Here is a 25,878-nt window from a genome sequence, read left to right as displayed (position 1 = left end):
CCTTGTTCACCCTTCATTTACTTTGCACACTAAGCGCCGATCGACGAAACCAGTTTGGCTTCTTCTTCTTTCGACAAGACGCGACCTTCATCTTCAAAGCCGGAAATACGATCGAAGTTCAAGTACTGATACAGATCTGCCGCAAATGGATCGATCTTCGCTTGCACGACGCTCATGTATTCCTCAAGGGTTGGAATCTTACCGAGAAGGGCACACACTGCTGCAAGTTCCGCAGAACCCAGATAGACCTGTGCTCCTTTGCCCATCCGATTGTTAAAGTTCCGGGTCGAAGTTGAGAACACCGTTACACCGTCATCAACTCGTGCTTGGTTGCCCATACAGAGCGAACATCCCGGCATCTCGGTTCTAGCTCCGGTCGCCTGGAAGATGTCGTAAACGCCTTCGGCTCTTAGCTGCTGTTCATCCATGCGAGTCGGGGGAGCGATCCAAAGTCTGGCTTTGGCGACTCCTGCACCTTCGAGGATTTTGGCAGCGGCGCGGTAATGTCCAATGTTGGTCATGCAGGAACCGATGAAGACTTCGTGGATCGGATCGCCTGCACATTCGGTCATGAGCTTGATGTTATCGGGATCATTCGGAGCGGCGACGATCGGTTCTTTAAGCTGATCCAAATCGACCTCGATAATGTCCGCATATTCGGCATCGGAATCCGCTTGTAACAAATGGGGATCAGCGAGCCAGTCTTCCATCTGACGAACGCGACGCAGAATCGTACGAGCATCGCCGTATCCACGGGCAACCATGTTTTTCAGTAGAGCCACATTCGATCGCAGATATTCGGAAACGGTCTCAACCGAAAGCGCGATCGTACATCCCGCCGCCGATCGTTCAGCCGTGGCATCCGTCAATTCAAACGCTTGCTCTAACTGCAAATCTGGCAATCCTTCCATCTCGATAATTTTGCCAGAGTAAACGTTTTTCTTGTTTTCTTTAGAAACCGTGAGTTTTCCTTGCTGCATCGCAACATAAGGAATCGCATTCACTACATCACGTAGAGTGACACCGGGCTGCAATTTACCTTTGAATCGAACTAGAACGGATTCCGGCATATCAAGTGGCATTGCACCGAGCGCCGCCGCAAACGCGACTAAACCCGATCCCGCCGGAAACGAGATCCCAAGCGGGAAGCGAGTGTGCGAATCGCCGCCTGTTCCAACCGTGTCAGGTAGCAGCATTCGGTTCAGCCAGGAGTGAATAATGCCATCACCTGGACGCAGAGAAACGCCGCCGCGAGAATTGATAAAGTCTGGAAGTTCGTTATGCGTTTTGATGTCTACGGGTTTCGGATAAGCTGCCGTATGACAGAAACTTTGCATCACTAGATCGGCACTGAATCCGAGGCAAGCGAGTTCTTTGAGTTCGTCGCGGGTCATGGGTCCGGTTGTGTCCTGCGATCCAACCGTGGTCATGATCGGCTCACAAGAAGTTCCGGGACGAACGCCGGGAAGTCCACAGGCTTTACCCACCATCTTTTGAGCGAGGGTGAATCCTTTTCCGGTATCGGTCGGCATTTTGGGACGCACAAACAGATCGGAAATCGGTAAGCCCATTGCCGATCGAATTTTATCGGTCAGCGTTCGCCCAATCAGTAATGGAATCCGTCCACCCGCACGAACTTCATCTAGAATCGTGTCTGGTTTTAAGGTGAAGGTCGAAACCACTTCGCCCGATCCATTCGTGATCTCACCTTTGTAGGGGTAAATCGTGATTACATCACCTGTATTGAGATTCGTGACATCACATTCGATCGGTAAAGCACCCGAATCTTCCGCCGTGTTGAAGAAGATCGGCGCAATCTTGCCACCGAGAATGTAACCGCTCGATCGCTTATTCGGCACAAACGGAATATCCTCGCCAATGTGCCATAGTACCGAGTTAATCGCGGATTTTCGAGAAGATCCCGTTCCCACGACATCGCCCACATACGCCAGCGGATGACCTTTCTGTTTTAATTGCGCGATCGTTTCGAGCGATCCCGGTTGTCGCGTTTCCAACATTGCCAGCGCGTGAAGGGGAATGTCTGGGCGTGTCGTGGCATGAGTAGCGGGTGATAAATCATCTGTATTTGTTTCACCCGGAACTTTGAACACCGTCACCGTAATCATTTCAGGCAACGGAGCGCGATTGGTAAACCAGTCCGCATTTGCCCAAGAATTCAGCACATTCTGAGCGTAAGAATTTCCGCTCTCTGCCAGTTCTTGCACATCGTGAAAGGCATCATACACGAGCAGCGTTTTACTTAGAGCCGCTGTTGCCGTTTCTGCAATTTCAGGATTCGATGACTTGAGCAATTCGATCAAAGAATGCACGTTGTAGCCGCCCATCATCGTACCGAGCAGTTCGACGGCTTCCTGAGGCGAAATCAGCGGGCTAGTCGTTTCACCTTTTGCGATCGCGCTTAAGAAACTCGCTTTCACATAAGCGGCTTGATCAACTCCAGGCGGAACACGATCGCGTAACAGAGACAATAAAAACGCTTCTTCACCCGCAGGCGGAGCCTTGAGCAATTCGCACAGTTCCGAAGTTTGCTGCGGACTCAGGGGAAGCGGTGGAATTCCTAATTCAGCCCGTTGCGCGACGTGTTGACGGTAAGATTCAAGCATATTCGGAGGTATTGAGTGTGTAGATTCAGCAGCTTTATCACTCTATCGCGAACTTTGAATCTACGTCTTTTCAAAGAAAAGTAATCTGGAGAACTTGACAACCCTCTCAAGGTAAAATGTCTGTACTTCAAAATCTTTTCAACCGCGATAATTTTCCTGTATCAACTCTTACGAAACTTGTTTTGCAGATCCGCTACCGTCACTAGAATGTGACTCAGACCACAATTCATGCGCCTAGAGCAATTGCAGGCATTTTTAGCGATCGCAGAAACCGGAAGTTTTCAACAAGCTGCCCGAAAATGTGATGTGACCCAATCAACGATTAGCCGCCAGCTTCAATCGTTGGAGACGGATTTGGGAATGCAGCTTTTCCACCGAACCGCACAAGCAAAATTAACGGTCGCGGGTGAGCAATTTTTACCTCGCGCTCGAAAGATTTGCCAAGAGTGGAAAAATGCGATCGCTGAACTCGAAGAACTTCGATTAGGCAAACAGCCAGAGTTGTGTATTGCTGCAATTCATTCCGTCTGTGCGTTTCATTTACCGCCCGTATTGCAGCAATTTTGTCAGGACTATCCGGAAGTTCAGTTGCGGGTGACTTCATTGGGCAGCGATCGCGCTTTGAAAGTGCTCAAAGATGGACTGGTAGATATTGCGATCGTGATGAACAATCGTTTTCTCACCGCTGGATCAGAAATGGTTGTTGATGTGCTTTACGATGAGCCAGTTCGCATCTTAATGTCAGCCGATCATCCATTAACTCAATTTGAATCTGTGCCGTGGTCGGAACTGGTTCACTATCCGCAAGTGGTATTCAAAGATGGCTACGGAATGCAGCGATTGGTGCAAGAACAATTCCAACGCCAAGGAGCTATTCTCAAAGCTGCACTAGAACTAAACACATTAGATGCGTTTCGAGGAGTGGTTAGGCAAGGAGAATTGATTGCACTACTGCCTCAAGGTGCAATTCATGACATTCATCTTGATCCGACTTTAGTTGTGCGATCGACGGCTGATCCGACACTCGTTCGCCAGGTTGTGCTTGTGACGACTCAAGATCGATTGCAGATTCCGCCGATTCAGCGATTCCGAGAGTTAGTCCGAGAGGTGATGCACCCTGCATTTCTCACACGGTTGCCAAAAGCGATCGTCTAAATTGATTTGATATGATAAAACACTTTGCCCTGTGCAACTATTCATTCTAGGTTAAGAGCTATGAGCATCGAGTTTCGGGAGTTGCTAAGAAAAGTTGGAAGCGGACCTCATACGAGCGAGGATTTAACCCGCGAAGAAGCAGAAACCGCGACTCGATTAATGCTGCTCCAAGAAGCAACTCCCGCACAGATTGGAGCCTTTATGATTTCTCACCGGATCAAACGTCCGACCGGGGAAGAACTGGCAGGAATGTTAGATGCGTATGATGCGTTGAGCGAGAAACTACCAGCGATCGCATCAAAAATTCCCGTAACTGTGATGTGCAATCCTTACGATGGTCGATCGCGTACGGCTCCATTTAGTCCATTAATTGCGCTGGTACTCTCTGCGGCAGGAGTTCCAGTAGTGCTGCATGGAGGCGATCGAATGCCGACAAAAGATGGTGTTCCGCTGATCGAACTCTGGGATGGATTGGGCGTAAATTGGAAACCCTTATCCATTTCCCAAGTTCATCAAGTTCTAGAAAGTACAGGTTTAGGCTTTGTTTATCTCCCGACTCATTTTCCCTTAGCTCAAGGCTTAGTTCCCTATCGCGACCAAATCGGTAAGCGTCCGCCGTTTGCGACTTTAGAACTGATGTGGAATCCGTATGCAGGCGAATCACATCTAGTCTGTGGCTATGTGCATCCACCGACCGAAGGGATGTTCCGAGATGCGTTTGCGCTCCGGGGGACTACGAATTTTACTAGTGTCAAAGGGTTGGAAGGGAGTTGTGATTTACCCCGCGATCGCACTGCGATTATTGGCATGGGTCAGGGGGAAAAGTTCGATCGATTAACCTTAGTCCCGCGTGATTACGGGTTTGCAGCGAAAGAACTGCCGTTAGTGCCTCTCGATCAATTTGCCGATGAAATGAAATCAGCGTTGAAGGGTGAACCTTCGGAATTGTTGCAGGCGATCGTTTGGAATAGTGGATTTTATCTGTGGCGGGCGGGGGCTTGTACAAGTATTGAGGCGGGATTTTCGCAAGCTAAGGCGATTTTGGAATTGGGACAGGCGGAGCGGAAATTGCAGCAGGTGGTGAGCGCGATCGAGAATGTGCGATCGGTTGCCCGAATTGGATAAACCTGGCGCGTCAATGTCACCAGGTCTTAAAGTTGTAAATTAAAGTGCACCCGCTGCCGTCTTATCCAATACGCCGCCCAAATGCGTCGTGATATTCATCGCCATCAACATCGGAGGTTGATCGGCTCCATTTACGTAATCAATCACGCTCACCGCACCATTGCCCTGTTTGAAATTCCAGAATGCAGCAGAGGTTAAACCCGAAACATAACAGAGAATCGCTTTGTTAATGGCATCGTGAGCGACGACGAGAATGGTTTCTCCGGGTCGGGCGGATTGTACGATCGCATTCCATCCCGCAACCGCCCGATCCCACACCTGCTGCAAATTCTCACCTTCCGGCATCTGTACGGTTTCCGGTTGACTTTGCCATTGATGCAGCAAACCTGGATAGCCTGCCTCAATTTCAGATTCAAATTTCCCTTCCCAAAGTCCGTGACTGATTTCGCGCAAGTCGTCCCGCAATTTCAGTTCAATTTCAGGATGATATTTGAGAATAATTTCTGCGGTTTCTTTCGGTCGCGCCATCGAACTACTCACAGCGGAATCAATCTGCACCGATTTTAGAAATTCTGCGGCTTGTCCAGCTTGCACTCGTCCATTGTCATTCAACGGCACATCAATCTGACCTTGAAACCGTCCCTGCCGATTCCATTCGGTTTCACCATGTCGCACTAGTAGAAGACGTGCGCCTTTATGATTCGGTCTGATCTTGGGAATCGTTTCGCCTAAATGAGAGGTGACATTCAGCGATTCGATTTGCACTTGATCGCCAAAATCACCGGAGAAATTCAGCACACTAATGCCGCAATTAGAAATATGGAAGCGTTGGTAATCAGCGGGTTCAAGTCCGATCGCAGTATTGATCAGTGCTCGATTAATCCCGCTATGTGCGACGATTAGAATCGTTTGATTTTTGTGTTGGGGAATGAGCGATCGCCAAAGTCGTTCCGCCTGCTCATACAAATCCAACACTGGAACCAGTTCACTCCCATCCGGCAAAGTCATTCTCACCTTATGCGGCTCAGAATGCCAGTGAGCATACATTTCTGGATACTTCTCAGCCACTTCACTAAAGAGCATCCCTTCCCAAAGCAAGATATTGATTTCTTTCAAATCATCGGTGGTTTGGAGTGCTGGCGGATTGTCTGACCCATTCAAAATAATTTCAGCCGTTCGTTTAGCCCGTTGGAGTGGACTGCTATAGACCGCATCGAACTTCAAATCTTTCAGAGCGGTTGCAACTTGGGCTGCCATCTTTTCGCCCTTCTCGGTCAGCGTGGAGAGATCACAATGTCCCTGTGCCCGTTTTTCAACGTTGTAGCTGCTCTCACCGTGGCGCACAAGAATTACACGAGTCGTCATAGAAATTGTTTAGGGCGAAAAGTCAGCCTGATTCTATCGTGTTCGGGTTGCGAAATTTTAAAAGAGTAGGGAGTGGGGAGTAGGGGGTGAGAAAGGCAGTGCGATCGTGGCTTCGTTTCCTACAATAACGAAGAGATGATTTGTAAAACTGGCATGACACCGAAGCGGATTTTATTGTGGGGACTGACCTTAGTGGCGATTTTTGCGATCGCGCTCGATCTGATCAATAGTTGGAATCAGCCCCAATTCCAAAGCCGATTAGAACTTTCGCAAACCGATCTGCTTCTGCAAGCAGCCCAGTATCAAGGCGATTCAAACACCGCAGCATTAACCGATCGCAATCCTCAAAAAACCGCATTAGAGGCATATCAAAAAACGCGATCGTCGGTCGAAAAAGCAATTTCCTCAGCCCAAACCCAAATCGAGGCAAGTCCCGCTCCGGATAGTGCTAAACCGCTAACTGTGGAACTGGCAAAACAAGTCACCTTACGCGATGAACTTGATGTGCGAATTGGGATTCTTCAGGCTCAGCAGAATCAAGTCGATGCTGCTTTGAAAAGTTGGGCAAATTTAACTGCTCCCCAAACTCAGACTAGTCGCAATCTAAAACTAACGGCGGATACCTTAAGCGCACTTTGGCAAAATACATTACCACCTAGAGCCGAACCGATTTTAAAACAAAATCTCACAGGCTGGTTTCGCAATCGAGGATTAGAAAAGCTTTATACCTTAGAACAGCGATCGGATGCGTTAACCGAACTTCGCACCGCAGAACAGCAAGCCGCACAACAAGCATTAGTAAAATGGATCAGCGCAAATGCAGTTCCAACCGTTGCAATTCTGCTTGGTTTTGGAGTGTTGCTATTCTTAGGCGGACAATGGCTATTCAATCGAAAGAATGCTTTATTGGTTGGGACAAATTCGATTCGGTGGACAGTGCCTTGGGACTATGAAATCACTTGGCAAGTTTTAGTGGTCGGATTTTTTGCAGTTGGACAGCTTTTACTCGGTCAGATTGTTGTGCCGCTGTCGCTGTTGATTGTCAAATCTGCCTTCCAAGTTGATCCCGCCATGTTTACAACTCGCGATCGCGCTGTTTTTGCACTCTTCACTTACATTCTCTTAGCAGCGGGCGGATTAGGCGTTCTGTATTATTCAATCCGCAGATATCTACCGCTTGAGAATAATTGGTTTCGCTTCAGTCTCAAAGGTCGCTGGCTACTTTGGGGAATTGGCGGATATGCCGCAGCTTATCCATTAGTTGCTGGAATTTCTTGGATCAATGAACGGATTTGGCAAGGTCGAGGGGGAAGTAATCCACTTTTATCGATCGCACTTGAAGGTCGAGATTCGATCGCGATTATTCTCTTCTTTGTCACGGCAGCGATCGCGGCTCCCTTCTTTGAAGAAACGTTCTTTCGTGGATTCCTGTTACCTTCACTCACTCGCTATTTCAGCACTTGGCAAGCGATTTTGATTAGTGCTTTAATTTTCGCAATCGTTCACCTGAGCTTATCCGAAGTCTTACCTTTAACTGTTCTCGGAATTATCTTAGGCTTTGTGTACACCCGAACTCAAAATCTGATGGCTTCAGTGCTACTTCATGCCCTTTGGAACAGTGGAATGTTGTTAACATTGTTCTTACTGGGAAGTGCAGGGGGTTGATCGAACCGTTTGACGAAATGCTTTGAGTGCCCGACTGCGCCCTTCTGCTTGGGCGCGATCGACAAACTCAGAGATGAGATCCATGATCGCTAAGTTTGGAAAGTGCGGACTAACGTTTGAATCGCGATATTGCCCATCGTCTAAAACGCTAATCCGCAAACGCCCTTCTTCAAATCGCCACAGTTCTGGAACTCCTAAACCCTGATACGCATCGAGTCCAGTTTTGGAAGTCACATCGACTTCGATCGCGAGATCCGGAGGTGGGTCGATGGTTAAATCAACCCGCCTCTTACCAATCATCACCGCAGCGTTTTCGATGTAAAAGCATTGATCTGGTTCAATTCCTTTTGCCATCTCTTGTCGCTTGAATGTGGTAGAGCCAAAACATTCATTCTCAATATCAAGCTCCTCTAGCAAAATTTTGACCATATCCCCGATCAAACCTTTCGCTTTTTCATGTTCTGGTAGCGGCATCCGAATTTCTAACACGCCACCACTGTAAGCGATCCGACAAGCACGCTTTTCTCCAAGCTCATCTAGAATAGCTTCAAATTTTTGCCAATCTACCTCTTGAAGCTGAATCCGCTGACCAGGATAAACGATGAGTTGCCGAAGCTGAATCGCAACCATAACCGCTCAAGAAATAGTATGGGTTTAGTGTAACAGTTCCTCTGCGGATAGCCCTCGATCGCTCTTCAGGGGCATGAATTTCAGCAGGATTGTTCTAAAATTCAGATAGTCTTCATACTTGTTCACAATGCTGAAACGCCTCAGCCACTCAGGGTTTGATCTGCTCATCCGTTTCTTTCAAGTCTTCAAATATCTCAACTTCAAAACACTAATCAAGATTGTTCGACGAGCAGCATATCATCGGCTTCCTGGACTTTCGGCTGAGATTGCTTTCAATGCAATATTTGCGCTATTCCCGGCAGCGTTGGCAGTTTTAAGCGCGATCGGGCTTTTCGAGCTTTCAGAAAACAACTTCAGAACACTCACCAATCAAGTCAGCCAAGTGATTCCAGAACAGGCTCTGATTCTGACTAGCGATGCCCTTCAATACTTGCGATCGAGGAGCAGTCAGAGCTTATTTTCGCTGAGTTTCGTTGCTGCAATCTGGGTGTCTTCGAGCGTGACGGGTGCAACAATGGCAGCTTTGGATCAGATTTATCGAATTCCACGCGATCGCGTTCGACCGTTTTGGCAAATGAAATTAATCGCGATCGCGCTTGCATTAGGAACCGTTCTTCTACTCGTTGCTGCTCTACTAATCGTAGTTCTCAGCGATATCACCGTTCAGATTGTGGCGTTTCAGAGTGGAAGTTTTGCTCATGTTCTATTCCAGCTTTGGCATCATTTGAGTTTACCGATCGCATTATCGATCGTGGCATTGGCGCTCGGCTTCATCTACCGACACGGCACAAGCCACTGGAAACACGGTAGACCGATTATGCCCGGTGCGATTTTGGCGGCAATACTCTGGGCGATTCTCTCTGGACTGCTGCGGTTTTATGTAGCACGAGTTAGCAATTTCAATCAAGTGTATGGCGCGATCGGGGCTGTAATCGTGTTGCTGCTATGGCTCTATTTCAGTGCCTTTTCGATGCTCTTAGGTGGATTGTTCAATTCTGTTGTTGGAGAAGCAATGCAGAAGAAAATCGATCGAGAATGAAATACGAACTTCATGGATTAAGAAGTTGGCGCACCTGAGCGAGAGCCTCTTCGCCTGGACTAGGCTGAATCTCACCCGTTCGTACTTCATCTCGTCGCCGTTTCGCCTCAGTTGTCCAAGTCGCTTGAATCGCTGAGTCAGTGTCAAATTCCAAGCTCTCTACTAGCTTTTCAGCCAGCAGTGCCCGTGAAGTACTCGGTAGAGATAGAACTTCCTCGGTCAGTTGCTCGATCGATTTCATCCATTTTCTCCGGAGTTAATCGTTAGTTTTGACCCGCTTGCTCGTACCTGTCGATTTTTTGGCGGCGGCAGCTTTCGTGGTTGTCGATCGCTTAGCAGTCGTTTTAGTCGCAGTCTTCGTGCTGGTCTTCTTCGCAGTCGTTTTCTTCGCGGTTGTGGTCGCCTTCTTCGATTTGGTCGCTTTCTTCGTGCCTGCTTTCGCTTCTAACGCTTGAACTGCAACATCCATCGTAATCTCTTCAACGGTTTGACCTTCGGGTAGTGAGGCGTTGACTTTGCCATGCTTGATATAAGCGCCGTAAGGTCCGTTGTAAATATTCACGGGTTCGCCGTCACTCGGATGTGCGCCCAATTCTCGAATCGGGGTAGCAGTCCCTCGTTTGCCACGGGCGGCTTTCGGTTCAGCAAAGAGTTCCAAAGCGCGATCGAGCGTAATCGTCGTAACATCATCACCCGCTTTAAGCGATCGATAATCTTTCGCCGCTTTTCCGTCTTCGCCTTTACCCAAGTCGTGGACGATATAAGGACCAAATCGACCGATCGCGGCTTGAATCTTCCGCCCCGTTTCTGGATGAACGCCTAACGTTCTTGGCAGCGCTAATAAGCCAACTGCCATATCAAGCGTCACCTGTTCAGGCTTGACCTTTGGCGGGATCGAGACATTTTTGGGCTTCGGGTTTTCGTCGGTCTTGTCTCCAAGCTGGAGATAATGCCCATAAGGTCCTAATTTGACGTAAATCGGTTCTCCAGTTTCAGGATGCGTTCCAAGCTGTTTAGGTCCTTGGAGCAGGACTTCCACCTGTTCAGGATTGAGATCCGCAGGCGGCATATCTTTCGGTAAGTTGATATTGCCGTTTTCCGATTCGATGTAAGCTCCAGTGCGACTGATGCGAATCTTGGTACCCAGATCCTCAAGATGAATCGTTCGAGCTTCCTTCGGATCAATGTTGCTGTCTCGCTCTTTAACTTGAGTTTCTAGCCCTTGATCCCCTAGATAAAACGCTTTCAGATACGGCAACCAATCGACTTCACCTGTAGCAATGTCGTCTAAAGTTTGCTCCATCTTTGAGGTGAAGCTCAAATCCACAATGTCGGGGAAATGCTTCTCTAGCAAGTCCACGACCGCAAACGCGGTAAAGGTCGGAACCAGAGTATTGCCAACGAGTTGAGCGTATCCCTTCCGCTCGTCGGTGATCGTGCCGATGATGCTGGCATAGGTAGATGGTCGCCCGATTCCTTCGCTTTCCAACGTTTTGACCAGAGAAGCTTCGGTGAAACGGGCGGGGGGCTGGGTTTCGTGCCCGATCGCTTCAAGATGATTGCACTTTGGATGATCCCCGCTTCGCATCGGCGGCAAAATCACTTCTTGATTCTCGATCGCTGCGTTCGGATCGTCTGATCCTTCCACATACGCCCGGAAGAATCCCGGAAAATCAATCCGCTTGCCACTTGCTCTAAAGCCTGCATCTTCAACCTGAATTTGCACTGTGACTTGAGTTTGACGCGCTTCTGCCATCTGAGTCGCAACGGTGCGCTTCCAGATCAAGTCGTAGAGTTTCAATTCACGATCGCGCAGTCCAGTTTCTCTTGGAGTTCGGAACGTACTACCTGCGGGACGAATCGCCTCGTGTGCTTCCTGTGCGCCTTTACTCTTCGTGTTGTATTGGCGCGGCTGAGGGCTGAGGTATTCCGTCCCATACATCGCCTCAACACAGCTCCGAGTCGCAGTGATCGCTTGCTGCGACAAATGCACCGAGTCCGTCCGCATATAGGTGATGTACCCTTGCTCGTACAAACTCTGAGCCGTTCGCATCGTATCCCGCGCCGATAAGCCCAATTTCCGGTTCGACTCCTGTTGCAGGGTCGAAGTCGTGAACGGAGGTGAAGGTTTGCGAGTCACCGGACGTTCTTCGAGGTCGGTCACAGTCCAGGTTTTACCATCTAATCGAGCTTGAAGCGATCGCGCTTCTTCTTCGCTCAACAGAACGACGTTTCGACCTGCGGTAATTCGTCCAGTCGATTCATCAAAATCCGCACCTGTCGCGACTTTCCGACCTGCCAACGTGGTCAGTTTCGCTTCAAATTCTTGTTTGGGAGCCGCATCGACCGCTAAGAGCGCTTTCAAATCCCAGTACGTCCCTTTTTTGAAGGCGCGACGTTCTCGCTCTCGATTCACTAAAAGCCGCACTGCAACGGATTGAACCCGCCCCGCAGACAGACCATAGGCGATCTTTTTCCAAAGTAGCGGTGAAAGCGTGTAACCGACTAAGCGATCGAGAATCCGTCTGGTTTCCTGAGCGCGAACCAGTCGCACATCAATATCGCGGCAATTGTCGATCGCTTCTCGAATCGCATCTTCCGTAATTTCGTGAAACACCATTCGTTTCACGGGCACTTTCGGCTTCAGAAGCTGAAGTAAATGCCAACTAATACTTTCCCCTTCGCGGTCTTCGTCAGTCGCCAGTACCAACTCATCCGCTTCTTTCAAAGCATCTTTTAAAGTCTTAACGATTTTCGACTTATCTTTGGGGATCAAATAGATCGGTTCAAAGCCCGCTTCCACATCCACGCCTAATTCGCGCACCCGTTTATCCTTTACCGAATCGGGCACATCGCTGGTGGACTGCGGCAAATCGCGCACATGACCCATTGATGCCTCAACGCGGAAATTGCGGGGCAGGTAGTTACGAATGGTACGGGCTTTCGTCGGAGATTCGACAATGACAAGAGTTGGCATGAGTCTGTCTAGAAATCGCTATTCAACAAGGAAACGGGAAGTACTGACTATCAATATCACTCAATTCGTTCGATCGTGGTTTGATCTGGCGAGTACGGAAAACCAATCTGAGGCGCGTGGTCATCGTTATGTCACCCGCTTCTAACTTATAACCATACCCAACTGTCCAAGTTGATTCACAAGGAAATGATCCAAATCCAGAAGTCAGGCAAATCAGTCTAAGTTTTAGACTGTAGACGATCAAATCACAATCGTCTATCTTTTCGTTTTAACTTCCGTCTTCCAAGCGTTGTTTGATCAATATAGATCAGACTTGATGAATGAATCATAACGATCCCAATCGGAGGTTTCACCCTAAGAAGGCAGATTTGACGAGAACAGGTCTGCATCCCGCGTTAGAATCCCTAAAAGGCGAAGTATACGATCGCCTCCAATAAACGTGCGCCTAGCATAAATTTTTGTTAATCCTGCTCCTACGGACTTCGCGCTATGGATTTTGCTTCTCTCGTAACTCAGTTGAATGCTGGGACGATTCTGCCAGAGGTGATCGTCATCACCACCCTACTCGTCGTCATGGTAGGCGATTTGATTGTGGGGCGACAAAATTCTGCGAAATGGACTCCTTATTTCGCGATCGGGGGGTTGCTCACGGCGGTGGGTGCCCTGGTGACGCTATGGGATAGCTCAAGCCCGATCGGGTTTTTGGGTGAGTTCAATAGCGATGATTTGAGTATCGTGCTTCGGGGGATCGTCGCGCTCTCCGCAGCCGTGACGATTCTAATGTCGGTGCGCTACGTCGAGCAGTCAGGAACCGCACTCGCTGAGTTTCTCACGATTCTACTCACGGCGACGTTGGGCGGGATGTTTCTCTGTGGCTCAGATGAGTTCGTCGCGGTCTATGTTTCGCTAGAAACCCTCAGTATCTCGTCTTATTTATTGACGGGCTACACGAAGCGCGATCCTCGATCGAATGAAGCCGCTCTGAAATATCTATTAATCGGCGCATCGAGTTCGGCAATTTTCCTCTACGGCGCGTCGCTGCTGTACGGATTGTCTGGTGGTGAAACGCAACTGAGCACGATCGCTCAAAAAATCTCGATCGCTGGTTTGGATCAATCGATCGGTCTTGTGATTGCGCTCGTGTTTGTGATTGCCGGAATTGCCTTCAAAATCGCAGCGGTTCCCTTCCACCAGTGGACACCCGACGTATACGAAGGTTCTCCGACTCCGGTTGTCGCTTTCCTTTCAGTCGGTTCAAAAGCGGCTGGATTTGGTTTAGCAATTCGTCTTTTGGTCACGGCGTTCCCCCAAGTCACGGATCAGTGGCATCTCGTGATGACGACGCTGGCGATTCTGAGCATGGTGCTGGGTAACGTGGTTGCACTGGCACAAACCAGCATGAAGCGACTTCTAGCGTATTCGTCGATCGGTCAAGCAGGCTTTGTGATGATCGGGTTGGTCATCGGCTCGGATGCTGGATATGCCAGTATGCTGTTCTACCTGATGATTTACCTATTCATGAACTTGGGTGCGTTTACCTGCATTATTCTGTTCTCACTCAGAACCGGAACCGATCAAATCAGCGAATACTCTGGCTTGTATCAGAAAGACCCGCTCTTAACTTTAGCTTTGAGCATTTGTTTGTTGTCACTCGGTGGTATTCCGCCCCTAGCAGGCTTCTTCGGAAAACTGTATCTATTCTGGGCAGCTTGGCAATCGGGTGCCTACGTTCTGGTCATTCTCGGCTTGGTGACGAGCGTGATTTCGATTTACTACTACATCCGAGTAGTGAAGATGATGGTCGTGAAAGAGCCACAAGAAATGTCGGATGTGGTGAAAAACTATCCGCCGATCGTGTGGAATCTTCCCGGTTTGCGTCCGTTGCAGGTGGGCTTAATTCTGACCTTGATTGCAACCTCGATCGCTGGAATTCTCTCGAATCCGCTGTTTACGCTAGCGAATGATTCAGTAATGAAATCGCCAGTGTTACAGCAAGCGATCGTCAAACCACAACCGATTGCGAAAAAACCGAGTCAAGAAACTGCGATCGCTCCTCGAATCGAAATTCGCGGCTAAGACTGATTGAAATTTTTGAAGAGCCGACTGATCGTTTGATTGGTCGGTTTTTTTTAGCCTTGTGCGGATTCGTTCAGTTGCTGTTGGAGTTGTTGAACTTCTTCGATCGATAAGCCCGTGGAAGGGGCAATGATATTCATCGCGACTCCTCGACGCAACAGATTTAATGCGATCGTACGCGAATTTTCTGCTTGAGTTTCTCTTTGAATTGAACGATAAACTGTAGACTCTTGCATAATGTCTCTCCGTAGAATGCGATATACGACTTCATCTTCTAATCTTAGCCCAGCTAAAATGCCTGACGCTGCAACCAGATTCGCTTGTGCTCCAGGGTCTGCAATTTGATCGATTCGTTGCGCCGCTTGCCGCAATATTTCCTCTGCATCCGCGCTTTGACCCAATGTTGCAAAGGGAATCAATCCTGGATATTGCAGAAATCGTGAGGCAGGTTGCTCCCAAACTCTGACCACTTCAAACTCGTGGCGCGTGTGTTCCATCTCAAAATAGGTCTGATGGACGCGCTCCGATGCCGTTTGCTTCAGGTAGATCACCACTTGCCGCATCGGTTTAGTTGAGTCTTTACGATACGCACGAACGCGATAATCCAGCATCCGGAATGGAACGTTATCCTTGGGTAGGGTTTGGAATTCTAGATGCAGAAAAGAGGCAGCCGATTGCAGCAGAATCAGGGCATCGGTGCGAATCGGGTCAAGGGAGAGTTCCGAGGGTTTAAGTTCTGTCAGTTCGATAGGTTCTCCTAGGAGCCAACTGGCAAAGTCTGAGGAGAAGTGTTCAGCGAGGAAGCGGCAGGTATCGTCGTACATGAGAAATAGTAGAATTGTACGTCCTGCGCGATCGATTTAATTTTAGAAGAGTTAAATTTTGCGGTATGGCGACTCGCTTCACCTGCTTTAAAGCGCTTACAGTCGGGTTACAAACGGATTGTTATGCAGCGATCGCTAGGTGTTCAAATCAACTAACCACATTGATACGTTCCGGTGCAGCGCAGTTGTTAGCTGGCTGGCAGTAGCGAATTCAATTGAACAACTGTGAAACTCAATTACTTTTGCTTAGATAGCGCCTTGCGAAAAACAACCTTGTCTGCTCCTTCTGCATAGAACTCACGTATCCGTGCTTCCTCGTCATACCCATTTTTTCGGTAGAATGCCCGCACATACTCAAAATCTGACGTACCCATCGTCTCAACTAACAAGACCCGTGCGCCCCGATCCGCCAAAGTCTCCTCTACAAAATGTAGCAGCTTCCTACCACGTCCTTGCTTTTGATGAGTTGGATGAACTGCGATCAGTTGCAGGTTCCAGGTTCCACTGGTCATGCGTTCCGGTTCGCAATACGCTAATCCCACAAGCCCATCATCATCGTCGTCTGTAATCCAAAACGGGTAAGTATCGCCCTTTTCACCCAACGAATCAACCAACATCTGACGCAACCCTTCTAGTTCATCAGGCGAGAAAAACCCGATCGACTTAGCTAAGTTAATCAGATCAACTGTGTCGTCTGGCGTGATTGGTCGGATCATTGTGAACTCCCTACGTGTAAAAGACACAATATTACAACAGTATCTTGAACACCAACGAGTAAGTTTCAAACTACTGCCACAACCCGTAACCGAAGCCAGCTAACAATCTATTAGACTGACAGACATTCTTCATGTCTTTACCAGAGAGTTAATGCAGCCGATTTACGGATACCAAATAGATCCGATCGCATTTCCCACTTCCAAAGCCGAGTCGCCCGAATTCAGTAAAACTCACGATTCGATTTGCCCTACCAGCGAACAAACGAATTGGGTAATTTCGCAATTGCTCCTCAAGTTGAATTTTTTAACTTACTCTCGACCGTCTGGCTCTCCAAATCATCCACTGTCAGTGGTGCTTGGGCACTATGGCGAACATACAGCACGTAAACAGTTGTACCGCGAACTGTGAAAAGCACTCGGTGTATGTTTTTTGTTTTCCCGTAAAGAAGCTGCCGTACTTCCTTTGAGAAAATTTCATGTTCGACGGCTAAACTACAGCGTTGAGGTTTCTCTTGTAGCGTTGCGATCGCATTCATTAACCCCCGAAACCAGCGATCGGCAAACTCAGAATTACGATCGCGATACCACTGATAAGCTTGCTCGATTTGAGCTTCCGCGATCGACGTAATTTCAACCTGAAATGTCATACTTTTGCTGCATCTCTTGGACAAAATCCTCAATTGGGCGCGTTTGTCCAGCATTCACTTCTTCAAAACCTTGCTGAATCCCTGCAATGGTTTCTAATTGATCAATTAATTGGCGAAGTTTAACTGGGTCAACCTTATCAGGATCTAGAAAAGTAATCAGAACTTGAGTGCGATCGCTAACGTCTTGCGGCAGGTCAGTGATTTCAATCCGACCATTTTGATAAATGCCTTCGATCGTTTTAAGCATAAATTTATTAGAGTTAAATGTTTTCTGGATACCAGATGGATTCTATCGTATTCGCTAATTCCAAAGCCGAATCGCCCGAATCTAGTAAAGCCGTAACGTGCCCTAACTTGCGACCCGGACGCGATTCTGATTTGCCGTACCAGTGAACGAAAGAATTGGGTAGTTTCGCGATCGCTTCCCGCTTCTCCAAATAATCACTCTCCGCCCGCTCAAATCCCAACAGATTCACCATCAACGCTCCATGACTGAGCAATGCTGAACTTCCTAACAGCAAACCGCTCACGGCTCGAAGCTGTTGTTCAAATTGAGAAGTTTCGCAAGCTTCGATCGTGTAATGTCCCGAATTATGAGTCCGAGGTGCAATCTCATTGACTAAAACGCGATCGTCTTTCGTTAAAAAGAACTCAATGCCGTAGATTCCAACCACTTCTAAACGATCGAGAAGCGTATGAGCGATCGCAGAAATTTCTCGCTCAACCGATTCTGAAACTTCAGCAGGCGCAATCACTCGACGACAAACCTGATTTTCTTGCTGAGTTTCGACTACCGGATAAACGACGATTTCGCCCTTCGTTGATCGGGCTACCATAACTGCTAATTCGCGATCGAACGGAACGAATTCTTCAATCACGATCGGAACTGATTCGAGTTTTGCGATCGCCTCATTCCAACTCGCTTGATCTCGAATAATCAAAGTTCCCTGACCGTCATAACCTAAGCGACGAGTTTTAACGACGATCGGAAATGAAACAGGTTGCTCTCCGGGAAGCCAAAAATTCGGAGTGGGGAGATGGTTCGCTTTGAGAAACGATCGCTGATCGTATTTATCTAAAAGCGGTTTGAGCGCGGACAGACTTGGACGAAAGCAAGCTTGAATTTTTGACAGCGCATCAAGATCAACGAATTCGTTTTCAAACGTGATCACATCGACGCGATCGCTCAATTCCTGAGTAGCATTCGCATCATTGACCGGAGCAAAGAGGGTTTCTTTCGCGATCGACACTGCTGGATCATCTGAATTCGGCGTTTGAATCACCAACTCAATCCCCAATTTTTTCGCCGCATCGACCATCATCCAGGCTAATTGTCCGCCCCCAATGACCCCAACCCGCATACCTTTCTCCTAAGAAGGACATCCGAGCGATTTCCGCGTGTCTGCTCCCGTTTTGGAATTTGTGCCTTGCGCCACCTGACACAATTCGCGGATCTGAGCGCGATCGAGAATCGCCCCAGTAAAATCTGCCCCCGTGATATTAACATCCAAAAACGCACTTCTTAGCAGCATCGCATCGGTGAGATTGGCATCGCTCAAATCCACGCGCACCATCGGAACTTGATCGACCATCGCCTGCTGTAAGTTCGCACCGTGTAGATTCGTCTCGGTCATATTCGAGGCACTCATCGCCGCCCCGGACAAATCTGCATTCGAGAAATTCGCATCGGTCAGATTCGCGTTTGTAAATTCGGCAAATCTCAACGGTTGACCCGAAAAATCTTGTCCACGCACATCTGCATTACTGTAAGACAGTGGTGGACGATACTGCTGGTCGTAGCGTTTTCCGGTGATCGGATCAGCCATCGCACTCGACATCATCCAAACGCTACAGATTAAAGTCAGTAAACCGATCGCAATTCGCTTCATGCTCTGCCGCCAAATCAATACTTTTCAGCTTATCGAGAATTGGAGCGATCGCAATCGTTACTCGATTCTCAATCACCAGTTTTGGAACGATTAATCGATTTGATCCGGTTGCCAAAATCGCCGCTGCTTCCGCCACACTCGGTGTTCCGATGCGATCGATAGAAGGATTTGGAACCACGATCGCAGAAAGTTCTTCTACGGAAAACAGCGATAACGGGAACTGATGCGCTTCACAGTATTCTAATAGTCCGGTTTCGTCAGACTTACGATCGACCGTAGCGACTCCAACGATTTGATTTTCACAAAGTCCGTATTGATTGAGAACTTGAGCGATCGCACTTTCGATCAGTTCTCTTGAAGTTCCACGACGACATCCAATGCCTACCCAAAGTAATTGCACTGATCAAAAATGAACTCTTTACAAAAACATGATAAAACTTAGGAGTTAATCAGCAATTTAGAGAATACTCTTCCGTACTGGCACTCAGTTAGTACAGAATGAAACAGATCAGGGTGCGGTAGATACCGAATTACGACTTGTCATCCACGTATTAAGGCACCCAAGTATGCAAGTATCCAAGCACTCAGTTCTTCCAATTCTTCTGACTCTAGCTGCTGCGGCACTCACCACGGGATGTGATGATGGTTACGATGCCGTTCGCGCTTCAACACCTGAAATTAAAACTGATCTTGCACTGGGCGATCCAGCCTTTTACGTAAATCTAGGGAACGAACTGCAACAGAGTCGCAAATATGACGAAGCGATCGCCGTTTACCGAAAAGCGATCGTGCTCGATTTAGAAAATTCCGATGCGTATACCGGAATGGGTGAAGTTCTCGCCGCCCAACGCCGCACCGAAGAAGCGATCGCATCCTATCGCCGCTCGATCGAAATCAATCCTCAAAACGCCAAAGCCTATACCGGACTCGGAAACGCACTTGCCGATCGCAGACGACTCGAAGAAGCGATCGCTGCCTACCGCCGTTCAATCCGAATCAATCCTCAACAGATGAACGCCTATGCTGGATTAGGGAACGTCTTGGCACAGCAAAGGAAAACTCCTGAAGCGATCGAATCTTATCAAAAAGCCTTGAATGCTCCAGAACAGACCGAAACCGCACAAGCGATCGCTTACGTCGGATTAGGTCGAGCACTTCAGACTCAGGGACGCGATGACGAAGCTCTTCAGCTTTTCCGTAAAGCCACCGAAGTCGCACCAGAAAATACGTGGGCGCAGATTTTTCTCGGTCATGCGTTGGCGAATCAGAATCAGTTAGAAGACGCGATCGCAGCCTATCGACAAGTTTTGAGCCAGCCGAGTGAACGGAGAAGCAACCTAGGAAATAGTCATGCGATCGCGCTCAACGGATTGGGAGCAGTCTTGCAACGTCAGGGGAAAATGAAAGAAGCGATCGCTCAATTTGAGAAAGCCGTAGATGCTGACCTCAACTATGAAGCCGCTCAGAGAAATTTACAGCGGGCAAAACAACTCGCTCAAAAATCCAGTCAAAGAATCGCCCTGAGATAATCCCAGACTTGAAGATTTCTGCTCTGACTGCGATAATTTCAGAACAGATGCACTGGAGTAACGATCGTGACTACCTGTTCTCCTTCGCAAACCGCAGAAATCTTCTACCCGACTGGTGACGGTGAACCCGTGGCGGAAACGTTTGATCATTTTTATGCGATTTTGATCGCGATCGAAGTCTTACGACAATATCTATCCGGTCAGCAAGCAACCGTTTTAGGCAATCAATTTCTCTACTACGCTCAGGGCTTTCCAAAACTGAGAACTGCCCCAGATGTCATGGTGATTTTCGATGTCGAACCGGGCGGACGCGACAACTACAAAATCTGGGAAGAAGGACAAGTTCCAGCGGTGATTTTTGAAATGACTTCACCCGGAACCAGAAGCCAGGATGAAGGCTTTAAGAAAACGCTGTACGAACAGTTAGGAGTCCAAGAATACTGGCAGTTCGACCCTAGAGGCGAATGGATACCAGAGAAACTACGCGGATACAGACTGCAAGGTGAAATCTATGAGCCAATTATGGACTGTCAAAGCGAACCCTTAAAGCTGCGACTGACCGTAGAAGAAAAACTCATTGCGTTCTACCGTTTAGACACGGGCGAAAAACTTCTCATTCCCGATGAGTTAGTGGTTGCGCTAGAAACCGAACGCCAACGGGCTGAAGAACTTGCAGCAGAACTGGCACGATACCGAGAGCGCTTCGGTGAACTCCCGGATTAACCCGCACAAGTCGGCTCACCCCAATCGGTAAAGCCATCTTTCATGCTGACTACGAAAAATTCGACAGGCAGATGGCTCAGCGCGATCGAGTCTCCATCACAGAGCGATCGACGTTCCAAAACAGGCAACTGCTCACCGTTTAAGAAAGTTCCATTACTACTGCCCACATCCATCAAATAGAAGCCTTCAGCCGGACTGTGACCGATCACCGCATGACAGCGCGACACAGAAGGATGGGGAAACTCGATCGCGCAATTTCGACTTCTGCCGATTAACCAAGTAGACGCGATCGCGGTTAATTGTGACTGATTTGGGTTCGGTAGATTCGTGGTGAGAAAGGCAGTTCGTCCGGTTGTCACCGCTTGAATATAGTAGGACGCAGCACAACGCTTCGGAGCATCCAGAATCGGCTCAACGAGGGTAGAAATTTTGTCTATGTCGTGACCGCAATCGAGCAGCAGCGATCGAGAAATCGCAGGATAGCTTTTCAAAAATTGGAGTGCACGATCGCCACTGTTATTTGATGGCGGAAAATTTAGCATAGTCACTGGTGTCCGAGCAATAAACCGTTGAAGGATGTGGAAATTATCTGTGACGATTTGACGCTTCTCGAAACTCCGACTCAGCCACAACGGGTCGCAAATTAACTGCAATTCGCCAGTGCGGGTGAATTCAGAAGTTTGGAAATAAACAATCACCCCTAGGGGTGAGATGCACGGAACTACGTAGAATAAACACTACATTTCCACCAGGTGCAATGGTTTGGGATCGCTCTTCTTACAACCTTTATACGGATTCGGCTACGGAAAGGGTTCTTTAAACTTTTGTGAACTCTCAGCATCATTTCGCATCCAGTATTGATATCGATGTTTCGGTATTTACGGATATAACGATACAATCTGGGAACACTGCCTTCCTCTACACCGAGCATCAGAGCGGATCAGGACGGTTTTTGAAATTGTGGGTCAATCTCTACCGAGCGATAGAGTATAAATGTTCTAGGAAAACACATCAACAAAATTTTCAGCGGTTCAGAAACTTGCACAATCCCAGTGAATCTAACAATACGAAGCGATGTTTCCCGCAAAGGTATTGTTCTAGACTTCTCAAGATGTCCCCCTTCTAAGGCAGAATAGAGCAATCAAAAGACGGGGTGAGGGCATCATCCGCTTCTGATAAAATTTGGAAGGTTTTTCAACTTTAAGAGCCAATGGGATCAACGCGGGTACGAATTGCTATTGATGCAATGGGTGGAGACAATGCTCCCGATGAAATCGTCGCGGGTGCAGTACGGGCACAGGCTGAACTCGATGTCGATGTCGTCTTGGTGGGTGATCCGCAACAGGTGGAAACTGCCCTAAAACAGCATTCGCAATCGGCAGATATCGAGATTGTGCCGTCGGAAGGCACGGTCGAAATGGAAGAAGAACCGCTGGTGGGACTGCGCCGCAAGCCGAAAGCCTCGATTAATGTGGCGATGGATTTGGTGAAGAAAAAAGAGGCGGATGCGGTCGTCTCGGCGGGTCACTCTGGGGCTGCGATGGCGGCGGCGTTGTTGCGATTAGGACGGTTGAAGGGAATCGATCGACCTGCGATCGGGGCTGTTCTTCCGACGATGATCGCGGGCAAGCCTGTGTTAATCCTAGATGTTGGCGCAAACGTAGATTGTCGCCCGAAGTTCCTGGAGCAATTTGCTTTGATGGGAACAATCTATTCTCAGTATGTTTTGGGCAATTCTGAACCGAAAGTCGGCTTGCTCAACATCGGAGAAGAGCCGAATAAGGGCAATGAATTAGCGATTCAGACGCATCAATTGCTGACTGAGAATTCATTAATTCCATTCATTGGCAATGCAGAAGGGCGCGATGTGCTGTCGGGTGACTTTGATGTGATTGTTTGCGATGGATTTTCGGGGAATGTCTTGCTGAAATTTGCGGAAGCGGTCGGAGAAGTGGCGCTCCAAATCTTGCGCGAAGAATTACCGCGTGGATTGCATGGTAAAGCAGGTGTGACTTTACTCAAACCGAATCTGAAGCGGATCAAGCAGCGGATGGATCACGCGGAACATGGTGGCGGATTGCTGCTTGGGGTGGATGGTGTGTGCATCATCAGTCATGGAAGTTCTCAGGCTCCGACGATCTTTAATGCGGCTCGATTGGCAAAAGACGCGATCGACAACAACGTTTTAGACCGGATTCGCTCTAGCTACGATCCAACAGTGGCAGTTCGATCGAATAGCTAACCCAATACCACGGAGTTGAAGATTTTGGTGGATTACTCAGGGATCGGAATCGCTGTCACTGGATGCGGATCAGCCGCACCGCAAAAAGCGATCGACAATGATCGACTTAGTGAGGTGATGGACACTTCCGATGAGTGGATTGCGTCTCGAACAGGTATTCGACAGCGGCGATTAAGTGATCCAGATGGTTCGCTGGTACAGCTTGCGACTGAGGCGGCAAAGAAAGCGATCGAGATGTCGGGACTCGATGCGATCGAGATTGATTTAATCCTGCTGGCGACTTCGACCCCCGATGATATGTTCGGCAGTGCATGTAAAGTTCAAGCCGCATTAGGAGCTTCTCAAGCGGTAGCGTTTGATCTAACGGCGGCTTGTTCAGGCTTTGTGTTCGGAATGGTGACCGCAGCGCAGTATATTCGCACAGGGACTTACCGGAATGTGTTGCTGATTGGGGCAGATATCTTGTCGCGGTGGGTGGATTGGAGCGATCGTAGAACTTGTGTCTTGTTTGGAGATGGCGCGGGTGCGGTGGTGATTCAGGCAAATGAAGTCGATCGCTTACTCGGTTTTGAACTTAGAAGCGATGGCACTCAGAATCATTGTTTGAACTTGGCGTATTCCGGTTCTCCAAAAGCGTTACTCAATGACTGTGATATCAGTGAAGGACAATTTGCACCGTTAACCATGAACGGTCAGGAAGTCTACCGATTTGCCGTGAAACGAGTGCCGGAGATTGTTGAAAAAGCATTGTTTCGGGCGAATGTCAGTGTCGATCAAGTCGATTGGCTGTTGCTACATCAGGCGAATCAGAGAATTTTAGATGCAGTTGCCGATCGATTAAAGATTCCTTCCGAGAAAGTAATCAGTAATCTGGCAAAATACGGCAATACTTCAGCCGCATCGATTCCGCTTGCACTCGATGAAGCGGTGCGGGGTGGATCGGTAAAAGTTGGAGATACGATCGCGGCTTCTGGGTTTGGAGCGGGCTTAACTTGGGGTGCGGCGATTTTCCAATGGGGACGGTAGTTTCATTACATCACTAAGACAATGGTAACAACGGCATGGGTGTTTCCTGGGCAAGGTTCTCAGGCGATCGGGATGGGTTCGGATTTGCTAGAGACTCTAACGGCGAAAACGAGATTTGACCAGGCAGAAAAGATTCTAGGGTGGTCAGTCGTTGAGATTTGTCAAAACCCAGAGGATAAAGTTTCTCAAACACTTTACACTCAGCCTTGTCTGTATGTGATTGAGACGATTTTGGCGGATTTGCTCAAAGAGAAAGGGCAATATCCCGACTATGTAGCAGGACATAGTTTAGGAGAATATTCAGCGCTGTATACGGCGGGTGTGTTCGACTTTGAGGCGGGATTGCGACTAATGCAGAAACGCGCTCAGTTGATGGATAGTGCATCGGATGGCATGATGGCGGCGTTATTGGGATTCGATCGCGATCAGCTTGAATCGGTGCTAGCTGAAACATCGGGTGCTGTGCTGGCAAATGATAACAATGCAGGTCAAGTTGTCATTTCTGGAGCTCCGGAAGCGGTGGAAGCGGTGATGGCTCAAGTGAAATCGAAGAGAGCCGTAAAACTCAATGTAAGCGGTGCGTTTCACTCTCCATTGATGGCGGATGCGGCAGCGCAATTTCAAACCGTTCTGGATGCAGTGGACTTCAAAGCGGCGGACGTACCTGTACTATCGAACGTTGATCCGATTCCGAGTCGCAATGCGGGAGAGTTGAAAACTCGGCTCAGTCGGCAGATGACTGGAGCAGTTCGCTGGCGGGAAATTTCGCTCAAGTTTGCAGATGAATACATTGATCGAGTGATCGAAGTCGGACCTGGAAAAGTGCTGACCGGAATTATTAAGCGCACGTGTCCCGATCTCGTGTTAGAAAATGTGAGCAGTCTTGCGGACATTTCGACATGAGAGAAACGCCGTCCCGTCCTGTAGATGCTGAAATTGTGCGCGATCGAGAACCGTTGATCAGTTTGGTGCTTTATCACCTGTTCAAATGGTCGATCGTGTCTCCGGTGCTACATACCTATTTCCGGGGTCGCATCTACGGGGCTGAGAATGTTCCGAAACAAGGACGGCTTTTAGTAGTGAGCAATCACGCAAGCGATTTTGATCCGCCGTTGCTGTCTTGTGCGATCGGGCGACCCGTGGCATACATGGCAAAAGAAGAATTGTTCAAAGTTCCAGTACTCAAGCAAGCGATTACAGCTTACGGGGCGTATCCGGTAAAGCGGGGAACAGGCGATCGAGCCGCGATGAAAGCAGCGATGGCATCGGTCGAATCGGGCTGGGCAACGGGTGTCTTTCTCGATGGCACTCGTACCGCTGATGGACGAATCGCTGATCCGAAATTAGGAGCGGCTTGGATTGCTGCGAAAACGAATTCGCCCTTGATTCCCGTCAGCTTGTGGGGAACGCATGAGATTTTTAAGCCGGGAAGTTCGATTCCGCGACCTGTGCCGATTACGATTCGGATCGGGGAAGTGATTGAAGCACCGAAAAGTAGCGATCGAGCAGAACTCGAAGCGATTACGCAGCGGTGTGCGATCGCGATTCATGCGCTACATGACTTAGGGCGTTGAGTGTGGTGAGTTTCTTCGCTTCGATGTTGACCCGCTCCGGAATTCCATTCCG

At 48.6% G+C, this 25,878-nt stretch carries 24 protein-coding genes; 11 read left to right on the top strand and 13 right to left on the bottom strand.

The window, feature by feature from the left end:
* Positions 1-29: 29 nt before the first annotated feature.
* Entirely contained in the window at positions 30-2,624 is a 2,595-nt protein-coding gene (gene acnB, locus NIES2104_RS19470; RefSeq protein WP_058999917.1) for a bifunctional aconitate hydratase 2/2-methylisocitrate dehydratase, read from the bottom strand.
* Positions 2,625-2,852: 228 nt separating this feature from the next.
* On the opposite strand from acnB, the gene NIES2104_RS19465 reads away from it, so the two are divergent.
* Entirely contained in the window at positions 2,853-3,779 is a 927-nt protein-coding gene (locus NIES2104_RS19465; protein ID WP_058999916.1) for a LysR family transcriptional regulator, read from the top strand.
* Positions 3,780-3,839: 60 nt separating this feature from the next.
* Entirely contained in the window at positions 3,840-4,904 is a 1,065-nt protein-coding gene (locus tag NIES2104_RS19460) for an anthranilate phosphoribosyltransferase family protein (RefSeq protein WP_058999915.1), read from the top strand.
* Between the two features lie 39 nt (positions 4,905-4,943).
* Here NIES2104_RS19460 and NIES2104_RS19455 read toward each other — a convergent pair whose 3' ends face one another.
* Positions 4,944-6,269, bottom strand: a complete 1,326-nt coding sequence (locus NIES2104_RS19455; RefSeq protein WP_058999914.1) for a histidine phosphatase family protein — start codon at positions 6,267-6,269, stop codon at positions 4,944-4,946.
* A gap of 135 nt (positions 6,270-6,404) precedes the next feature.
* Between NIES2104_RS19455 and NIES2104_RS19450 the strand changes: the two genes are divergently transcribed.
* Positions 6,405-7,934, top strand: a complete 1,530-nt coding sequence (locus NIES2104_RS19450) for a CPBP family intramembrane glutamic endopeptidase (RefSeq protein WP_263970996.1) — start codon at positions 6,405-6,407, stop codon at positions 7,932-7,934.
* On the opposite strand, the gene NIES2104_RS19445 is transcribed toward NIES2104_RS19450, so the two are convergent.
* Positions 7,911-8,564, bottom strand: coding sequence for a Uma2 family endonuclease (locus NIES2104_RS19445; protein WP_058999913.1), 654 nt, complete (start codon positions 8,562-8,564; stop codon positions 7,911-7,913). The genes NIES2104_RS19450 and NIES2104_RS19445 overlap by 24 nt on opposite strands.
* A gap of 127 nt (positions 8,565-8,691) precedes the next feature.
* On the opposite strand from NIES2104_RS19445, the gene NIES2104_RS19440 reads away from it, so the two are divergent.
* On the top strand, positions 8,692-9,603 hold the full coding sequence (locus tag NIES2104_RS19440) for a YihY/virulence factor BrkB family protein (RefSeq protein ID WP_058999912.1): 912 nt from the start codon (positions 8,692-8,694) through the stop codon (positions 9,601-9,603).
* A 10-nt stretch (positions 9,604-9,613) separates the two neighbouring features.
* Here the strand turns inward: NIES2104_RS19440 and NIES2104_RS19435 are convergent, their stop codons facing one another.
* Positions 9,614-9,844 carry an addiction module protein gene (locus NIES2104_RS19435; protein WP_058999911.1) on the bottom strand — a complete coding sequence of 77 codons (231 nt, stop codon included), beginning with the start codon at positions 9,842-9,844 and terminating at the stop codon, positions 9,614-9,616.
* A 15-nt stretch (positions 9,845-9,859) separates the two neighbouring features.
* Positions 9,860-12,580 (bottom strand): type I DNA topoisomerase, encoded by a 2,721-nt coding sequence (topA, locus tag NIES2104_RS19430; RefSeq protein WP_058999910.1) that lies wholly within the window; start codon positions 12,578-12,580, stop codon positions 9,860-9,862.
* Positions 12,581-13,069: 489 nt separating this feature from the next.
* Here topA and NIES2104_RS19425 point away from each other — a divergent pair, with 489 nt between their 5' ends.
* A complete protein-coding gene (locus NIES2104_RS19425; RefSeq protein ID WP_058999909.1) occupies positions 13,070-14,656 on the top strand; it encodes an NAD(P)H-quinone oxidoreductase subunit N in 1,587 nt (528 codons plus the stop codon).
* A 53-nt stretch (positions 14,657-14,709) separates the two neighbouring features.
* Here NIES2104_RS19425 and NIES2104_RS19420 read toward each other — a convergent pair whose 3' ends face one another.
* The 7 genes from NIES2104_RS19420 to NIES2104_RS19390 all read right to left on the bottom strand — a co-directional run bounded on the left by NIES2104_RS19420 (position 14,710) and on the right by NIES2104_RS19390 (position 19,132).
* Positions 14,710-15,480, bottom strand: coding sequence for an Rpn family recombination-promoting nuclease/putative transposase (locus NIES2104_RS19420; RefSeq protein WP_058999908.1), 771 nt, complete (start codon positions 15,478-15,480; stop codon positions 14,710-14,712).
* A 236-nt stretch (positions 15,481-15,716) separates the two neighbouring features.
* Positions 15,717-16,196, bottom strand: a complete 480-nt coding sequence (locus NIES2104_RS19415) for an N-acetyltransferase (RefSeq protein WP_058999907.1) — start codon at positions 16,194-16,196, stop codon at positions 15,717-15,719.
* Between the two features lie 290 nt (positions 16,197-16,486).
* Entirely contained in the window at positions 16,487-16,843 is a 357-nt protein-coding gene (locus NIES2104_RS19410) for a type II toxin-antitoxin system RelE/ParE family toxin (protein WP_058999906.1), read from the bottom strand.
* Positions 16,827-17,090: a hypothetical protein gene (locus tag NIES2104_RS19405; protein ID WP_058999905.1), complete on the bottom strand. Its 264-nt coding sequence runs from the start codon at positions 17,088-17,090 to the stop codon at positions 16,827-16,829. The genes NIES2104_RS19410 and NIES2104_RS19405 overlap by 17 nt, the downstream gene beginning before the upstream one ends.
* Before the next feature lie 13 nt (positions 17,091-17,103).
* Complete coding sequence (locus tag NIES2104_RS19400; RefSeq protein ID WP_058999904.1) at positions 17,104-18,204, bottom strand: 5-(carboxyamino)imidazole ribonucleotide synthase; 1,101 nt, start codon at positions 18,202-18,204, stop codon at positions 17,104-17,106.
* Between the two features lie 9 nt (positions 18,205-18,213).
* A complete protein-coding gene (locus NIES2104_RS19395; protein WP_058999903.1) occupies positions 18,214-18,732 on the bottom strand; it encodes a pentapeptide repeat-containing protein in 519 nt (172 codons plus the stop codon).
* Positions 18,692-19,132 (bottom strand): cobalamin biosynthesis protein, encoded by a 441-nt coding sequence (locus tag NIES2104_RS19390; protein ID WP_058999902.1) that lies wholly within the window; start codon positions 19,130-19,132, stop codon positions 18,692-18,694. The genes NIES2104_RS19395 and NIES2104_RS19390 overlap by 41 nt, the downstream gene beginning before the upstream one ends.
* A gap of 166 nt (positions 19,133-19,298) precedes the next feature.
* Between NIES2104_RS19390 and NIES2104_RS19385 the strand changes: the two genes are divergently transcribed.
* On the top strand, positions 19,299-20,261 hold the full coding sequence (locus tag NIES2104_RS19385; RefSeq protein ID WP_058999901.1) for a tetratricopeptide repeat protein: 963 nt from the start codon (positions 19,299-19,301) through the stop codon (positions 20,259-20,261).
* Positions 20,262-20,327: 66 nt separating this feature from the next.
* A complete protein-coding gene (locus tag NIES2104_RS19380) occupies positions 20,328-20,984 on the top strand; it encodes a Uma2 family endonuclease (protein ID WP_058999900.1) in 657 nt (218 codons plus the stop codon).
* On the opposite strand, the gene NIES2104_RS19375 is transcribed toward NIES2104_RS19380, so the two are convergent.
* Complete coding sequence (locus tag NIES2104_RS19375; RefSeq protein WP_059001912.1) at positions 20,981-21,526, bottom strand: FHA domain-containing protein; 546 nt, start codon at positions 21,524-21,526, stop codon at positions 20,981-20,983. The genes NIES2104_RS19380 and NIES2104_RS19375 overlap by 4 nt on opposite strands.
* A 668-nt stretch (positions 21,527-22,194) precedes the next feature.
* On the opposite strand from NIES2104_RS19375, the gene plsX reads away from it, so the two are divergent.
* The 4 genes from plsX to NIES2104_RS19355 are packed head-to-tail and all read left to right on the top strand — an operon-like array spanning position 22,195 to position 25,826.
* Positions 22,195-23,226: a phosphate acyltransferase PlsX gene (plsX, locus tag NIES2104_RS19370; protein ID WP_058999899.1), complete on the top strand. Its 1,032-nt coding sequence runs from the start codon at positions 22,195-22,197 to the stop codon at positions 23,224-23,226.
* Positions 23,227-23,241: 15 nt separating this feature from the next.
* A complete protein-coding gene (locus tag NIES2104_RS19365) occupies positions 23,242-24,252 on the top strand; it encodes a beta-ketoacyl-ACP synthase III (RefSeq protein ID WP_339375158.1) in 1,011 nt (336 codons plus the stop codon).
* A gap of 21 nt (positions 24,253-24,273) precedes the next feature.
* Positions 24,274-25,155 (top strand): ACP S-malonyltransferase, encoded by an 882-nt coding sequence (gene fabD, locus NIES2104_RS19360; protein WP_058999898.1) that lies wholly within the window; start codon positions 24,274-24,276, stop codon positions 25,153-25,155.
* Positions 25,152-25,826 carry a 1-acyl-sn-glycerol-3-phosphate acyltransferase gene (locus NIES2104_RS19355; protein WP_202815092.1) on the top strand — a complete coding sequence of 225 codons (675 nt, stop codon included), beginning with the start codon at positions 25,152-25,154 and terminating at the stop codon, positions 25,824-25,826. Before fabD ends, NIES2104_RS19355 begins: the two co-directional genes overlap by 4 nt.
* Positions 25,827-25,878: the final 52 nt, after the last annotated feature.

The sequence above is a fragment of the Leptolyngbya sp. NIES-2104 genome, assembly GCF_001485215.1.
GTDB lineage: Bacteria > Cyanobacteriota > Cyanobacteriia > Leptolyngbyales > Leptolyngbyaceae > Leptolyngbya.
The sequence above is the reverse complement of the archived record's forward strand: the minus strand, read 5'-3'. Positions and strand labels throughout refer to the sequence as shown.